We start from the raw sequence: 15575 nt of genomic DNA, 5'->3' as shown, positions 1-15575 counted from the left end.
GAGTGAGTTTAGACCGCGCATCCTGACCGCTGGCCGGGGGTTCTCCGGGCTCAGGTCGCGAGGCCTTCGAGCACGTCGTTCGAGGGCACGAAGAAGGTCGTGCCGGTGACCGCCGTCGAGAAGTCGAGGATGCGGTCGTACTCGCCGACCGGGTTGCCGATGAACATGCGCCGCAGCATGTGGTCGATCACCCAGAGGTCGCGGGAGTAGCCGATGAAGTAGGTGCCGAACTCCTTCGCACCCGGCCGGCCGAAAGGCATGTTGTCGCGCAGGATGTCGTGTTCCACCCCGTTCTCGTCGACGATCGTGTTGAGGCTCTTGTGCGACATCCGTGAGCCGTCGCTGTCGTCCAGCTCGACGTTGTCGGCCTTCGTGCGGCCGATGATCTGCTCCTGCTGTTCGGTGCTGAGGGCGCCCCACGCGGTGAGGTCGTGCAGGTACTTCTGCACGACCACGTAGCTGCCGCCCGCGAAGTCGGGGTCTTCGTCGCCGATCAGGGCGGCCTCCGCCATCGACTGGCCGGTCGGGTTCTCGGTGCCGTCGACGAAGCCGAGCAGGTCGCGGGAGTCGAAGTAGCGGAACCCCTGCGTCTCGTCGACGACCTCGACGGTATCGCCGAGCCTGGCCAGGATCAGTCGCTCCAGCTCGAAGCACTGGTCGAGACGCTCGCCGCGGATGTGGAACAGCAGGTCGCCGGGTGTCGACACGGCCGTGTGCCCGCCGGAACCCGGGATGGTGTGGAACCGGTCGAGCTGGCTCGGTTTCGACGGCTGGTCGAAGCGTGCCCAGAGGTCGGATCCGATGCCGACGTTGCAGGAGAGCCGCCCGCCCAGGTCGCGGAAGCCGACGGCGCGCACGAGCCCGCCGATGTCGCTGACCACGTCGCGCGCGGTGGCGACGGCTGCCTCATCGTCTGCTGTGACGGTCACGACGAGGAAGATCGCCGACGTCGAGAGCGGCGCGTTCACGCTCTGCGGTTCGATCGGGGCGCGGGCCCAGGTCTGGTCATCCATGATGCGAGGCTACCGGTCGGCGGCCCGTCCCGGTGTGGCAGTCTGGGGGGCATGTGGCGAGTGGCGCTCTACTCCGAGCCGGTTCTGGATGCCCGCCCCGCCGACCCCCGCTGGCTGACTTCGGGCGAAGTGCTCCGCGCTGAGCGGCTGGTGCACGCCGTCGACCGGCACCGTTTCGTGGTGTCGCACACCCTCCTGAGGCTGGCGGTGGGCGAAAGCCTCGGTGTGCCGCCGGGCTCCGTCCTGTTCGACTTCACCTGCGAGCGGTGCGGCGAGCAGCACGGCCGCCCCCGGGTAGTGGGTGGCGCGGGCGGTGCGGGCGGCTCGGGTGGTGCGGGCGGTGCGGATGCCGGGGGCGCCGTATGGCCGTCGGTCTCCGTCTCGCTGTCGCGCTCGTCCGGCGCGGCGCTCATCGCGGTTCTGGTCGCGCAGCCGGGGGAACGTGTGCCCTCGCTCGGGGTCGATCTGGAGCACTTCGACGCCGTCGTCTTCGCGGGCTTCGACGGAGTCGCGCTGAGCGCGGCGGAGCGCCGCTCGCTGCCCGCTGCGGCGGCCGACCCGTCCGCGGCGGCCGATCCGTCCGCAACGGCCGACCCGTCCGCGACGGCCGCACGCGCCGCCCTCTGGGTACGCAAGGAGGCGGTCGCCAAGGCGTTCGGCTCGGGCCTCCGCCGCGATCCCCGCGAGATCGAGGTCGTGGGGAGAGCATCCGGACGCACGGTCGTCCACGGCCAGCCGTTCGCCTGGCTCGATGTGGAGTCGCCCGAGCCGGGGTTCGCGGCGGCCGTGGCCGTCGCCGACGCACGGCCCGAAGCCGTCGTGGTGGAGTTCCGCTCCCTGCCGGCATAGCCTTGGTGCCGCACGCGGGCGGGGGGTCAGAGCAGCGCGGCGAGTGGGCTCTCGTCAAACCCGGCGAGCAGCGCCGCAACGTCGTCATAGACCGCGACGGCTCCCGCCTCGCGGAGCGCGGCAGCGCCGATCCCGCCGCTCAGCACCCCGATGCAGCTGACGCCGGCCCGGGCTGCCGCCTCGACATCCCACACCGTGTCGCCGACCATCACCGCGCGGGAGGCGTCGACGCCGGCTCTCTCCAGCGCGACCCTCACCACGTCGGGCTCGGGCTTCGCCGTCTCGACGTCGTCGGCGGAGGTGACCGCATGCAGCGAGTCCTCGGCATCGAGCGCCTCGCGGAGCTTCTTCAACTCGTCCTCCGGCGCACTCGTGGCGAGCACGACCCGCAAGCCCCGTGCGGCGCACGCGGCAAGCAGGTCACGGGCCCCGGCGAACGGCCGCAACTCGCCCGTCAAATCTGCGTACCGTGCACTGTGCGCATCCGTTGCCGCCTCGCCGAGACGCTCGGCGTCCGCTCCCAGAAGTTCGTCCTTGAGCTTCGAAGAGTCCATGCCGATGGAGGCATGTATCCGCCAGTCGTCCACCCGGTGGCCCACGTCATTGAGGGCCAGGCTCCAGGCGAACACGTGCAGGTAGTTCGAGTCGATGAGCGTTCCGTCGATGTCGAAGAGCACAGCCGCCGGGTCGCCGGAGGGAGCCGCAGGCTCGCTCACAGCTGTCGGCGCAGCGTCTCGGACGCGATCGCCGACGAGAAGCTCTCGACAGCGTGCTCGAGGTCGGTGAAGTAGAACAGGTTCCGCGGGGTCGAGAGCTTCATCACTTCGTAGAACGATCCCGTCTTCTCGATGTAGCCGAGCACAGACTCGGCATTGGTGTCAGGGATGCGACGGTCGCAGATGCGCCATTCGTGATCGGAGAGGATCGAGATACGGATGTCTGCGGCGAGTGGCGGTGCGCTGAGCTGGTCGGTCACATCAACCTCCTTTGGTCAGGTGCTTGCCCTCATGCAACCACTGGGACCACCTTGGCGGCAGGGATTGACACCCGGCTGGGAATGAGCATCGAGAACCCAGAGGATGCGGCGGGGATCAGGGGATACTGGTGGGCATGGACACCGTTGACGCCATCGTCGTGGGCTCGGGGCCGAACGGCCTCGCCGCAGCCGTGACCCTCGCCCGTGCCGGGGTCTCGGTGCGGGTGTACGAGCGCGAAGCCACGATCGGCGGGGGTGCGAGAACCGCGGAACTCACGCTGCCCGGGTTCCTGCACGACATCTGCTCCGCCGTGCATCCGATGGCCCTCGCTTCGGAGTTCTTCCGCGCGTTCGAGCTCTCGTCGCGCATCGAACTCCGGCAGCCCGAGGTCGCCTACGGGCATCCACTCGACGACGGCCGGGCCGGCCTCGCCTACCGCAGCCTCGACGAGACCGCCCGCAGCCTCGGCGTCGATGGTCCCGCCTGGCACCGGATGCTGCACCCCCTCGTCTCCCGCTGGGAGGGCCTGACCTCCTACACCGGCGGCTCGCTGCTGCGTGTCCCGAAGAGCCCGACCGCGCTCGCGGCCTTCGGGCTGAGGATGCTCGAGCAGGGCAGCCCGCTCTGGAACCAGCGTTTCGAGAGCACCGTCGCGCCGGCGATGATGAGCGGTGTCTCGGCGCATTCGATCCTGCCCCTGCCGGGGCTCGCGCCCGCCGCGGCCGGACTGATCCTCGCCACCCTCGCGCACGGGGTCGGCTGGCCCATACCCGTGGGTGGCAGCCAGTCGATCGTGCAGGCGCTCGCCGACGACCTCGCCCGGCACGGCGGGAGCATCGAGACGTCGACGGAGGTGGCCAGCCTCGACGAGCTGCCGCCGTCGAAGGCGGTGCTGCTCGACGTCTCGCCGCGGGCGCTGCTGGCGATCGCCGGATCCCGGGTTCCGGCGCGGTACGGCCGTGCGCTCTCGCGGTTCCGCTACGGCAATGCGGTCGCGAAACTCGACCTCGCCCTGAGCGACCCCGTGCCGTGGACGAACCCCGAGTTGCGAAAGGCCGGCACCGTTCACGTCGGTGGAACCCACGCGCAGATCGCCCGGGCCGAGGCGATCGTGGCCTCCGGCAAGCACTCGTCGAAGCCCTACGTGCTGGTGTCGCAGCCCGGCGTGGTCGACGACTCGCGGGCGCCTGCCGGCAGGCACGTGCTCTGGGCGTACACGCATGTTCCGCGCGGCTCTGACGTCGACCAGACCGAGACGATCATCGACCAGATCGAGCGGTTCGCGCCGGGGTTCCGGGACACGATCATCACCCACGCCGGACGCACGGCCGTCGGTGAGGAGGCGCAGAACCCGAACTACATCGGTGGGGACATCTCGTCGGGGGCGGCGACGCTCGGGCAGCTGGTGCGGCGGCCGACCCTGTCGCTGCACCCCTGGCAGACGCCGATGGAGGGCGTCTACCTGTGCTCGCAGTCGACACCGCCCGGGCCCGGGGTCAACGGGTCGGCGGGCTGGCACGCCGCGCGGCGCGCGCTCGCCGTGACGTTCGGCATCCGGCGCGCGCCGTACCTCGGGCTGTAGCGACGTCGGCGCGGTGCGGCCGGGGGCTCCGGATGCCCGGCTCGCCCGCTGCGCACCGTCGGCCGTTCACCGTCGGCCGTTCTTCGTAGACTGGCGTCATGACCCAGACCGCCCCGCCCCAGAAGGTCCGCCCGCCCGTTCCGACCCGGCACGTGGTGCTCGCGCTCGTGTTCGACGTCGTGCTCGTTCTGGCCTTCGTGCTCATCGGGCGCGGCAACCACGCCGAGGCGTTCAGCGTTCCGGGCATCCTCACCACCTGGTGGCCGTTCCTGCTCGGTCTCGCGGTCGGCTGGCTGGCGACCCGCGCGTGGCGGTACCCGTTCGTGCCCGTCCTGCCGGGCATCCCGATCTGGCTGTTCACGGTGGCCGTGGGGATGCTCTTCCGGCTGTTGAGCGGGCAGGGTGTCGCCGTCAGCTTCGTGATCGTCGCGATCATCGTGCTGGGCGTGTTCCTGCTCGGCTGGAGGCTGATCGCCGGGGCGATCCTGCGGCGGCGGGCCCGCGGGCGGGTGCTGGCCACTCGCCAGGCGGGCTCGGGGGGTGCGGCGGGCTCGGCAGGCGCGGCAGGCCAGGCGCGCCCGGACTCCCGGTGAGCATCCACCAGTTCTCGGTCATTCAGGCGCTGATGGCCGGGCTCTACGACGGGGCGTTCCCCACCCGTGAGGTGCTGGCCGCCGGCGACTTCGGGCTCGGCTGCGGCAACGCGCTGAACGGTGAGCTCGTGATCGTCGACGGGCAGGTCTTCCGGTGCACCGACGACGGTGCGGTCAGCCCGGGGGATCCGGATGAGCTGCTGCCCTTCGCCGAGGTCGTCCCGTTCGCGCCGACCCTCCACCACGAGCTGGCCGGATCCGTCGACCGCACCGGCCTCGAGGCGCTGATCACCGGGCTGGTCGGCAACCCGAACCAGTTCTACGCCATCCGGCTCGACGGTGAGTTCTCGGACATGCTGGTGCGGGAGCCCGTGCGGCAGCATCATCCGTACCGTCCGCTGCCCGAGGTGATGACCACGCAGCGCGAGATGACGCTGCCGTCGACCACCGGCACGCTCGTCGGATTCTGGGCGCCGCACATCTTCCAGGGCGTGAGTGTCGCGGGGTACCACCTGCACTACCTGAACGATTCGCGCACCCACGGCGGGCACACCCTGAACTACACGGTGACGGCGGGCACCCTGCACGTGCAGCCGGTCGCGGACATCGAGGTGCACCTGCCCGGTACTCCCGAGTTCGCGGCGGCCGACCTGCTCTCGCCGAGCGCCGACGCCGACATCCGCCGCGTAGAGTCCACCTCCGCCTCCGCCCGCTGACCCCCCCTCCCTCTCCCGTCCCCCCCCTCCCTCGAGTGGGCAGTTTGGGCCCCAAAAACCGCGTCTTAGGGCCCAAATCGCCCACTCGATGGCCAGCTCGCCCGCCCCCGCCCCGCCCTCGCCTCGCCGCGTCCCGCCCCGCCTCGCCCCATGCCCGCCCTCGCCTCGCCCCCGCACCCACCATCACTTGAGTGGGCAGTTTGGGCCCCAAGAGCCGCGTTTTAGGGCCCAAATCGCCCACTCGACCGGTCGCCGCGCGCACTCGTCCCACCCACTCGTCCGGTTGCCGATCGAGAGGGCAGTTCGGGCCCCAAAAACCGCGTTTTGGGGCCCAAATCGCCCACTCGACAAAAATCAGGGGGGCAGCGCGCGCAGCGCGTCCGCGCCCTCCGCGCCAATACGGCATTGTTCCGAGGTCGCCGCCCCGTCAAGACAAGCGCGTGCGCGGTGCGCGAAGCGCAACGCGCCGCAAGATCACCAGGGAGAGGGGGCGTAGTCCTTGAGGAACACGCCGGAGAGGTCCTCGCCGGCCTCGCCGCGCACGACGGGGTCGTAGACGCGGGCGGCGCCGTCGACGAGGTCGAGGGGCGCGTGGAAGCCTTCCTCCGCGAGCCGCACCTTGGTCGGGTGCGGGCGTTCGTCCGTGATCCAGCCGGTGTCGACGCTCGTCATCAGGATGCCGTCGGTCAGCATCTCCTTGCCGCTCGTGCGGGTGAGCATGTTGAGCGCGGCCTTGGCCATATTGGTGTGCGGATGCCCGGGGCCCTTGTATCCGCGAGCGAACACGCCCTCCATCGCCGACACATTCACGATGTACGCGCGACCGGATGCCGCAGCCGATGCCCCGGCGGCGAGCGACGGTCGCAGCCGCGACACGAGCAGGAACGGCGCCGTCGTGTTGCAGAGCTGCACCTCGAGCATCTCGAGCGGGTCGACGTCCTGGACGGCTTGCGTCCAGCTGTTCTCGTGGTGTGTGTCCGGCACGAGCCCGCCGGCATCGATGGCCGTTCCCGCGGCGAGGCGCGACAGTGAAGAGGATCCGGCGGCCAGCGCCAGCCCGGAGAGTTCGTCGGCGCTCAGTTCGCCCGGCGTGAGTCCGGCGCCCGCCAGGGCGGCCCCGAGCAACTCGGATCCGACCAGTTCGGCGTTAGCGTCCGCGTCGGACACGCCGCCGGTGCGCCCGAGCGGGGCGAGCCCCAGCGCGGCAGCCGCCGGGGCGACCGCGGCAGCCCGCTGCAGCAGCGGATGCGCGGCCACCGAGGCCGCGAGCGCCTGCGGGTGAGCGTCGTTCGTGTGCCCGAACGTGATCATCTCCGGCACGGGCCCGTCGGGAAGCGGCTCGAGTTCCGCTTCGGCCAGCGGCGCGTACGACCCGGGGGAGCGTTTCACCGTCTGGGCGGCGTTGTTGATCAGGATGTCGAGCGGCCCGGCCGCGGCGACGGTCTCGGCGAGCCCGATGACCTGCGCCGGGTCGCGGAGGTCGATCCCGACGATCTTCAGCCGGTGCAGCCAGTCGCCCGAGTCGGGGAGGCTCGAGAACCGGCGTACGGCGTCGCGCGGGAACCGGGTCGTGATGGTGGTGTGCGCGCCATCCCGCAGCAGGCGGAGCGCGATGTACATGCCGATCTTGGCGCGGCCGCCGGTGAGCAGCGCGCGCTTCCCGGTGAGGTCGGTGCGGGCATCCCGCTTTGCGTGGCTCTTCGCTGCGCACGAAGGGCAGAGCTGGTGGTAGAACGCGTCGACCTGGGTGTAGTGCTGCTTGCAGATGTAGCAGGGGCGCGACTTGATGAGCGTGCCGGCGGTGGGCGCGGTCGTGATGGCGGCGAGCTGCACTCCACGCGTCTCGTCGTCGATGCGGTCGGGGGCGCCCGTGGCGGTGTTGGCGATCACGCTGCGGTCGGCGTTCGCGATGGCGTCGCGCTTCTCGTCGCGACGGTTCTTCTTGACCGATTTGAACATCTTGGCGGTGGCGCGGCGCACGGCGATGAAATCCGGATGCTCGTCGTCGAGCTCGTGCAGGCTCGCCAGAACGCGGAGGGCGACCTCCAGCTCGTGCTGGTCGATGCCCTGTGCGGTGGATGTCGCCTCGGGAGACGATTCGGGCAGTTCTGGCACGGGAGTAGTCATGGGCTCGAAGAACTCTACCCGCGGCCGGTAAGTCTGCAAAAACACACACGGGCTCTGCAGATTCGTCCGTTGACGCTCCGGAACGCACGGGCGAGACTCGGGGAGTTCACCGAGCCCAATGGATGGGATCGTGGCGAACGCCAGGAGACACTGATGACCGAGCATCCGATCGACACCGCCACTGCCACCGTCACCGCCGCACTGGCCGGCAGACGGGCGCTCGTGACAGGCGGTGGTTCCGGCATCGGCGAGGCCACGGCGCGGGCGCTCGCTGCCCGTGGTGCGGAGGTCGTCATCGCTGACCGGGAAGCCCGGCAGGCCGACCGCGTGGCCTCGGCCATCGGCGGCAGCAGCTGGGTGGTCGATCTGCAGGAGACCTCTGCGCTGACCGATGCCGCGCTCGCTCCGGAGCTCGGGAACATCGACATCCTGGTGAACAACGCGGGCATCCAGAGGGTGAGCCCGATCGAGACCTTCGAGGTGGAGGAGTTCCGCGGCATCCTGCGCCTGATGCTCGAGGCGCCGTTCCTCCTGATCAGGGCCGCGCTGCCCGGCATGTACGAGCGCGGCTTCGGGCGGATCATCAACGTCTCGTCGGTGCACGGGCTCCGCGCCTCGCCGTTCAAGAGCGCGTACGTCTCGGCGAAACACGGGCTCGAGGGCCTGTCGAAGACCACAGCGCTGGAGGGCGGCGAGCGGGGTGTCACGAGCAACTGCGTGAACCCGGGGTACGTGCGCACACCGCTGGTCGAGAAGCAGCTCGCCGACCAGGCGGCACTGCACGGCATCCCGGAGTCCGAGGTGCTCAGTTCGATCATGCTCACCGAGAGCGCGATCAAGCGCCTCGTCGAACCGCGCGAGGTGGCGGCGCTGGTCGCCTGGCTGGCCGCCGACGAGGCGGCGATGGTGACCGGGGCGAGCTACACGATGGACGGCGGCTGGTCGGCGCGCTAGGAACCGGCGCCCGAACCGCCGCCCGGACCGGCGCCCGAACCCCCGTCCGCCCCGCCGCCCGCGAGCGCCGGCGCCATCGCTCTGGTGCGCTCCCGCAGCGCGTCGGCGACGGCGGCCACAGCGGGTTGCCGCAGCGATTCCGAGCGCACGACCATCCAGTAGGGGAGTCGTTCGTCGTACTGCGCCGGCAGCAGGCGCACCAGATCGGGATGCCGGTCGGCCATGTAGCACGGCAGAAAACCGATACCGGCCCCCGCCCGGGTCGCCTCGACGTGCACGAACACGTTCGTCGAACTGATCCCGTCGCGCATCCCGGGCACCAGCCGCCGGGGTGCATCGAGGTCATCGACCTGCAGGATCGAATCGATGAAGTAGACGAGGGGCCGCGCGACGAGTTCCTCGGCCGTCGCGGGTGCGCCGTGCGCATCGAGGTAGGAGCGCGAGGCGTACATGCCGAGCGCGTACTCGCCGAGCAGGTGCGACTCGGCCCGGTGCACCTGCGGCTCGCCGACCACGACCTCGATGTCGAGCCCCGAGCGGTGCTGCTGGGCGCGGCGAGTGACCGTCACGATCTCGGCGCTGAGCTGTGGATGTCTCTGCTGGAGGCCTGCGATCGCCGGGGCGGCGATGTAGGCGCTGAAACCGTCAGTGGCCGAGAGTCGCACCACCCCGCTCAGCCGGGTCGGCCCGGAGGGGTCGTGGCTGAGCGCCCGGAGCGCGCTCTCGACCTCCTCGGCGGCCCGCACGGCGTCGCCGCCCCGCTCGGTGAGCTGCCACCCGCCGGGCGTGCGGGCGAGCACGCGGCCCCCCAGGGCCGCCTCGAGCGCGGCAATGCGGCGTGACACCGTGGTGTGGTTCAGCCCGAGGGACTCTGCCGCTGTGGTGAACCGGCCGCTCCGCGAGACGGCGAGAAGCACCAGCAGGTCGTCGGGGTTGGGGTTCAGTGCACCGGGCAGCCGCTCCGGCCCGCCTCGCCCACTCGGTCGGGCTGCATCATCCATATCTGCAAGTATGCACACGCCCTCTGCGCAACCGGCTATTGCCGCCCGGTTTTGCTGCAGGAATACTCAGTGCAGCCCACCACGTCAACGACGACAGAAGGAGACCCCGCGTGAGCGCATCCACCGGCCCCACAGGCCGCACCTCGAAGGCCGACCCGCCCCGATCATCCGGACTCAAGAAGATCGTCGCCGCGTCGATGGTCGGCACGGTCGTCGAGTGGTACGAGTTCTTCCTCTACGCCACCGCGGCCAGCCTCGTCTTCGGCAAGTTCTTCTTCCCGAACGCCAACACGGCGCTCGACGGCATCATCGCCGCCTTCATCACCTACGCGGTGGGCTTTGTGGCCCGTCCGCTCGGCGGGATCGTGTTCGGCCACATCGGCGACAAGCTCGGCCGCAAGCACACCCTGCAGGTCACGATCATCCTGGTCGGCGTTTCGACCTTCCTGATGGGCTGCCTGCCCGGCTTCAACACGGTCGGCTACCTCGCTCCCGCACTGCTCGTGGTGCTGCGGTTCGTGCAGGGCTTCGCCGTCGGCGGCGAGTGGGGCGGCGCCGTTCTGCTGGTCGCCGAGCAGAGCCCCGACAAGTCGCGGGCGTTCTGGGCGAGCTGGCCCCAGGCGGCCGTGCCGGTCGGCAACCTCCTCGCCACGCTGGTGCTGCTGGTGACGGCGGCCGTGCTGCCGAACGACCAGTTCCTGAGCTGGGGCTGGCGCATCGCGTTCTGGCTGTCGGCTGTGATCGTGGTGGTCGGCTACTACATCCGCACCCACGTCACCGAGGCGCCGATCTTCCTCGAAGCGCGAGCGGCCGTCGAAGCCGAGAAGGCGAAGAGCTACGGAGTGCGCGAGGTCATCCGCCGCTACCCCAAGGGCGTACTGCAGGCGATGGGCCTCCGGTTCGCGGAGAACATCCTCTACTACATCATCGTCAGCTTCACGATCGTCTACCTGTCGACGGTGCACAAGTACGACACGAAGCAGTTGTTGCTGGCGCTGCTCATCGCGCACGCCGTGCACTTCGCGGTCATCCCGCAGGTCGGCCGACTCGCCGACCGCATCGGCCGGAAGCCCGTGTACTTCATCGGCGCCGTTCTCGGGGCGAGCTGGGCGTTCTTCGCCTTCCCGCTCTTCGACACGCTGAACCCGGCCGTGATCGTGTTCGCGGTGACGATCGGGCTCTGCTTCCACGCCTTCATGTACGCCGGACAGCCCGCGATCATGGCCGAGATGTTCCCGACCCGGATGCGCTACTCGGGTGTCTCGCTCGGCTACCAGGTGACGTCCATCCTCGCCGGGTCGCTCGCGCCGATCATCGCCGTGGCGCTGCTGCAGGCCTACGGATCGTGGATCCCCGTGGCGCTCTACATTCTGGCGGCCTGCATCATCACCGCGATCACGGTGCTGACGCTGAAGGAGACGAAGGGCGCGTCGCTCCGCCGGATCGACGCCGACGACGCGGAGCGGTTCGGGCTGGCCGTGCCCGGCACGGTGCCGGCCGCGGCCGGCGTGGGTTCCGCCGCCGGCACCACTACCGCGACCGCCCGCCGCTGACGCGCCCCGCCGCTGACGCGCCGCGTCACCTCCGTTCGGGAGGAGCTGGGCCGAGCCGGGTCGCTCTTGGCGCCGGATCGGCTGGGCTCCTCCCGGACGGGGTTCGGAGGGTGCGCTCAGATGCGCCGAGCTCAGGCCGCGGTGCCGTAGCCCGGTGCCGCCGCCGCCGCCGTCGCCGCTGCGGCGGTCGCCGCGGGCCGGGCATCGCCGGCCCAGCCGAGGTGCGGCGCGATCCGCTCCGCGACCGTGCGGAGGATGCGCTTGTGCGCCGCGAGCGACCCCTCCGCCGGCAGCGTCACCATCAGCTGCGTCGACTCGGCCAGCGCGCGGTCGGCCAGCAGGTCATCCGTGATCCGCTCGGGCGAACCGTCGAAGATGCGGCTGAAACGCAGCGGAACGTTCGGGTCGTGGTGACGCCCGTCGGCGTACATCCCCGAGCGATAGCCCTCGATGAAGGCACGGTGCTCGGCCCGGTCCGCGTCGGTCTCGAGCGGCACGATGATGCGTCCGGCGGTGATGCGCGGGTCGCGGGTGACGGCCCCGGCGGTCAGATGCCTGACGGCCGCGGCGACCGGATGCCCGGCGGCACCGTTCCGGGCGACCCCGGCCGCGACATTCGGAGCCGGCCGCCCGCCCCGCGCGGCGTACGCCTCGCGGTAGGCCCGGATCTGCGCCAGCTGCCCCTCTTCGAACGACACCCCGGTCTCCTCGCTGTTCAACGTCGACACCTGCAGGTCGAAGCCCTGCGCGCCCGTGCGCGCCGCACTCGACACCGTGCCGGCCCCGTACCAGAGCCGCTCGGGCAGCCCGGGCGCCGAGGGCGACACGCGCAGGTCGGTGTCGGCGGGGATGCTCATGAAGCCGCTGCCGCTGTTCACCAGCGCCGCACCCTCCAGGGCCGCGCGAAGCCGCAGCACCCGCTTCTGGGCTTCGGCCGAGAAGCCGAGCGGCGACGATCCAAACACGGGGTCGAGGATGCCCGGGGTGGGGATCCCGCTCGAGAGCCCGAGCTCCAGCCGACCGCCACTCAACAGGTCGAGCGTCGACGCGTCCTCAGCGACCCGGATCGGGTCTTCGTAACGCATCGGCAGCACGCCCGTGCCGAAGTGCATGCGCGAGGTGCGCTGCGACACCGCCGCCAGGAAGGTCATCGGGCTCGAGAGGTACGGCTCGAAGTGCCGCACGCGCACCCACCCCGTGTCGTAGCCGAGTTCTTCAGCGAACCGGAAAAGCTGCAGCCCGTTCTCGAGCGCCGCTGCGGCACCGGCCGGGCCGGCATGGTTCGGAATGAACGAGAGAAAGCTGAGCTGCATGAGAGTGGCCCCGAAAGTTGTCGCAGAAATAGTTGTAGCTACATCTTATGGCGATCCGGGTCGAAGCCGAGACGTGCGCGGCGAGGGTGGACGGCAGGCCCCGCGAGGAGTAGGGCATGATCGAAGCATGACGGATGCCCCCACCACCCCCCGCGCATCCGACACCCTCTCGCTGGTCAACTACCTGCCCGACCTCCCCGCGACGGGCGAGACGGCCGACCCCGACGAGCTGTTCGAGCGCTTCACGGAGTACACGGCATCCCGAGGCCTCACCCTGTATCCGGCCCAGGAGGAGGCGATCATCGAGATCGTCTCCGGCAACAACCTCATCCTCAGCACGCCGACCGGCACCGGAAAGTCCCTGGTCGCGGTCGCCGCGCACTTCGCGGCGCTCGCCGACGGCCGCCGCACCTTCTACACCGCACCCATCAAGGCGCTCGTCAGCGAGAAGTTCTTCGCCCTCGTCGAGATCTTCGGGGCCGCCAACGTCGGCATGGTGACGGGGGATTCGAGCGTCAACGCCGACGCTCCGATCATCTGCTGTACGGCTGAGATCCTCGCGAACATCGCCCTTCGGCACGGTGCGGATGCTCCGGTCGACCAGGTCGTGATGGACGAGTTCCACTTCTACTCAGACCCCGAGCGCGGCTGGGCGTGGCAGGTTCCGCTGCTGACGCTGCCGCGGGTGCAGTTCATCCTGATGTCGGCGACGCTCGGCGACGTGACGTGGCTGACGAAAGACCTGACGCGCCGCACGAACCGCGAGACCGCCGTCGTGACGGGTGTCGAGCGGCCGGTTCCGCTCAACTACTACTACGCGACGACCCCGGTGCACGAGACGGTCGAAGACCTGCTGAAGACCGGCCAGGCCCCGGTGTACATCGTGCACTTCTCCCAGCTCGCGGCCCTCGAACGGGCGCAGGCGCTGTCGAGCATCCGTATCGTCAGCCGGGAGCAGCGCGACGAGATCGCCGATGCGATCGGCGACTTCCGCTTCACGACGAACTTCGGCCGCACCCTGTCACGGCTGATCAGGGCCGGGATCGGCGTGCACCACGCGGGGATGCTGCCGAAATACCGGCGCCTCGTCGAGCAGCTCGCCCAGCGCGGGTTGCTCCGCGTGATCTGCGGCACCGACACGCTCGGCGTCGGCATCAACGTGCCGATCCGCACCGTGCTGCTGACGGCGTTGACGAAATTCGACGGCGTGCGGATGCGCCAGCTCACCGCGCGCGAATTCCACCAGATAGCGGGTCGCGCGGGCCGCGCCGGGTTCGACACTGCGGGAACCGTCGTCGCCCAGGCACCCGAGCACGAGACCGAGAACGCGCGGCTCATCGCGAAGGCCGGCGACGACCCGAAAAAGCTGAAGAAGGTCGTCCGCAAGCGGGCGCCGGAGGGGTTCGTGAGCTGGGGCGAGCCCAGCTTCAACCGGCTCATCGGCGCCGAGCCCGAAACTCTGACCAGCAGCATGCAGATCAACCACGCTATGCTGCTGAACATCATCGGCCGCGGGTCGGAGGGTGGCCGCGGGCCCGGTGCGGGCGGCGCGGGTGGCCGCGGCGGGGGAGGAACAGCCGCGACATCCGGTGCGGGAGCCACCTCGAGCGCCGATGGCTTCTTCGACGCCTTCGCCACGACGCGCGCCCTGCTCGAGGACAACCACGAGCCCCGCGCCCGCCAGCTCGAGCTCGAACGGCAGGCTCTCGCGATCTACCGCACCCTCCGCACCGCCGAGATCGTCGAGCAGCTGCCGCCTGACGCGGAGGGTCGGGTGGCCATCCGCCTCACCGTCGACCTGCAGCCGAACTTCGCGCTCAACCAGCCGCTCTCCCCGTTCGCGCTCGCCGCTTTCGAGCTCATCAACCTCGACGCACCGACCTACGCGCTCGACCTGATCTCCGTGGTCGAGGCCACGCTCGACGATCCGCGGCCGGTGCTCAGTGCCCAGCAGTTCCAGGCCAAGGGTGAAGCCGTTGCCGCGATGAAGGCCGAGGGCATCGAATACGACCAGCGCATGGAGCTGCTCGAACAGATCACCCACCCGAAGCCGCTCGAGGAGCTGCTGGATGCCGCGTTCGAGATCTACAAGGCGTCGCAGCCGTGGGTGGGGGACTTCGAGCTGAGCCCGAAGACCGTCGTGCGTGACATGTACGAGCGCGCGATGACGTTCAACGACTACATCGGCTACTACAAGCTGAACCGTTCGGAAGGCCTGGTGCTCCGGTACTTCTCGGATGCCTTCAAGGCCGCCCGGTCGACCATCCCCGATGAGGCGAAGAGCGACGATCTCGTCGACCTCATCGAATGGCTCGGCGAGCTCGTGCGCCAGGTCGATTCGAGCCTGCTCGACGAGTGGGAGGAACTCACGAACCCCGCCGAGGTGCAGGGGGAGGCCGACGACATCGCGGCGCAGGGCCGGGGGGTCACCGCCGTGCTGCCGCCGACGCCGCACAGCGTGGTGTCGAACCCGCGTGCCTTCCGCATCCTCGTGCGGAACGAGCTGTTCAAGCGAGTGCAGCTGGCGGCGCTCGACAAGGTCGACGATCTGGGCGAACTGGATGCTCCGCTGGGCTTCAGCCGCGACGCCTGGGCCACGGGGCTCGACGGCTACTACGGCGAGTACGACACCATCGGGGTGGGCGCGGATGCGCGGAGCGCCTCCCTGATCACGATCCAGGAGCGCCGCGATGTGTGGATCGTGCGCCAGACCTTCGACGACCCCGAGGGCGACCACGACTGGGGTATCGACGCGGAGGTCGACCTGGCGGCGTCGGCCGAGGAGGGTGTGGCGATCATCCACGTCACCGGCGTGAACCGCCTCTAGCGCGACATCCGCCCCCCGCCCCCGCCGCGCGCCAGATCGACTCGGGGGTTTCTGTCGGAAAACCAGCCGC

13 protein-coding genes are annotated in these 15575 nt (G+C 70.2%); 7 read left to right on the top strand and 6 right to left on the bottom strand.

Features of this window, described 5'->3' with window-relative positions:
- Window positions 1-50 precede the first annotated feature (50 nt).
- A complete protein-coding gene (locus FB464_RS08370; protein WP_116414271.1) occupies window positions 51-1013 on the bottom strand; it encodes a Dyp-type peroxidase in 963 nt (320 codons plus the stop codon).
- Between the two features lie 51 nt (window positions 1014-1064).
- Here FB464_RS08370 and FB464_RS08365 point away from each other — a divergent pair, with 51 nt between their 5' ends.
- Window positions 1065-1862 (top strand): 4'-phosphopantetheinyl transferase family protein, encoded by a 798-nt coding sequence (locus FB464_RS08365; RefSeq protein WP_116414272.1) that lies wholly within the window; start codon window positions 1065-1067, stop codon window positions 1860-1862.
- A 26-nt stretch (window positions 1863-1888) separates the two neighbouring features.
- Here FB464_RS08365 and FB464_RS08360 read toward each other — a convergent pair whose 3' ends face one another.
- Together FB464_RS08360 and FB464_RS08355 are read right to left on the bottom strand one after the other, a co-directional pair.
- On the bottom strand, window positions 1889-2578 hold the full coding sequence (locus FB464_RS08360; protein ID WP_116414273.1) for an HAD family hydrolase: 690 nt from the start codon (window positions 2576-2578) through the stop codon (window positions 1889-1891).
- Entirely contained in the window at window positions 2575-2838 is a 264-nt protein-coding gene (locus FB464_RS08355; RefSeq protein ID WP_116414274.1) for a hypothetical protein, read from the bottom strand. The genes FB464_RS08360 and FB464_RS08355 overlap by 4 nt, the downstream gene beginning before the upstream one ends.
- Window positions 2839-2972: 134 nt before the next feature.
- Between FB464_RS08355 and FB464_RS08350 the strand changes: the two genes are divergently transcribed.
- From FB464_RS08350 to budA, 3 genes are all read left to right on the top strand, one after another.
- Window positions 2973-4421 (top strand): phytoene desaturase family protein, encoded by a 1449-nt coding sequence (locus tag FB464_RS08350; RefSeq protein ID WP_116414275.1) that lies wholly within the window; start codon window positions 2973-2975, stop codon window positions 4419-4421.
- Window positions 4422-4519: 98 nt separating this feature from the next.
- The gene (locus FB464_RS08345; RefSeq protein WP_116414276.1) at window positions 4520-5014 is read left to right on the top strand and encodes a DUF3054 domain-containing protein; all 495 of its coding nucleotides are present in this window, start codon (window positions 4520-4522) and stop codon (window positions 5012-5014) included.
- Window positions 5011-5730: an acetolactate decarboxylase gene (budA, locus tag FB464_RS08340; RefSeq protein WP_116414277.1), complete on the top strand. Its 720-nt coding sequence runs from the start codon at window positions 5011-5013 to the stop codon at window positions 5728-5730. The genes FB464_RS08345 and budA overlap by 4 nt, the downstream gene beginning before the upstream one ends.
- Before the next feature lie 474 nt (window positions 5731-6204).
- Here the strand turns inward: budA and FB464_RS08335 are convergent, their stop codons facing one another.
- Window positions 6205-7857: an SDR family NAD(P)-dependent oxidoreductase gene (locus FB464_RS08335; RefSeq protein WP_116414278.1), complete on the bottom strand. Its 1653-nt coding sequence runs from the start codon at window positions 7855-7857 to the stop codon at window positions 6205-6207.
- 153 nt (window positions 7858-8010) lie between these two features.
- Between FB464_RS08335 and FB464_RS08330 the strand changes: the two genes are divergently transcribed.
- On the top strand, window positions 8011-8811 hold the full coding sequence (locus tag FB464_RS08330) for a 3-hydroxybutyrate dehydrogenase (protein WP_116414279.1): 801 nt from the start codon (window positions 8011-8013) through the stop codon (window positions 8809-8811).
- On the opposite strand, the gene FB464_RS08325 is transcribed toward FB464_RS08330, so the two are convergent.
- On the bottom strand, window positions 8808-9812 hold the full coding sequence (locus FB464_RS08325; protein WP_116414280.1) for a LysR family transcriptional regulator: 1005 nt from the start codon (window positions 9810-9812) through the stop codon (window positions 8808-8810). The genes FB464_RS08330 and FB464_RS08325 overlap by 4 nt on opposite strands.
- A 110-nt stretch (window positions 9813-9922) precedes the next feature.
- Here FB464_RS08325 and FB464_RS08320 point away from each other — a divergent pair, with 110 nt between their 5' ends.
- Complete coding sequence (locus FB464_RS08320) at window positions 9923-11365, top strand: MFS transporter (RefSeq protein WP_281279748.1); 1443 nt, start codon at window positions 9923-9925, stop codon at window positions 11363-11365.
- Between the two features lie 131 nt (window positions 11366-11496).
- Here the strand turns inward: FB464_RS08320 and FB464_RS08315 are convergent, their stop codons facing one another.
- Window positions 11497-12678 carry an LLM class flavin-dependent oxidoreductase gene (locus FB464_RS08315; RefSeq protein WP_116414281.1) on the bottom strand — a complete coding sequence of 394 codons (1182 nt, stop codon included), beginning with the start codon at window positions 12676-12678 and terminating at the stop codon, window positions 11497-11499.
- A 127-nt stretch (window positions 12679-12805) separates the two neighbouring features.
- Here FB464_RS08315 and FB464_RS08310 point away from each other — a divergent pair, with 127 nt between their 5' ends.
- Complete coding sequence (locus tag FB464_RS08310) at window positions 12806-15505, top strand: DEAD/DEAH box helicase (protein WP_116414282.1); 2700 nt, start codon at window positions 12806-12808, stop codon at window positions 15503-15505.
- The last annotated feature ends 70 nt before the right edge of the window (window positions 15506-15575 follow it).

Origin of the sequence: Subtercola boreus (assembly GCF_006716115.1) — a bacterium.
Taxonomy (GTDB): Bacteria; Actinomycetota; Actinomycetes; order Actinomycetales; family Microbacteriaceae; genus Subtercola; species Subtercola boreus.
The sequence above is the reverse complement of the archived record's forward strand: the minus strand, read 5'-3'. Positions and strand labels throughout refer to the sequence as shown.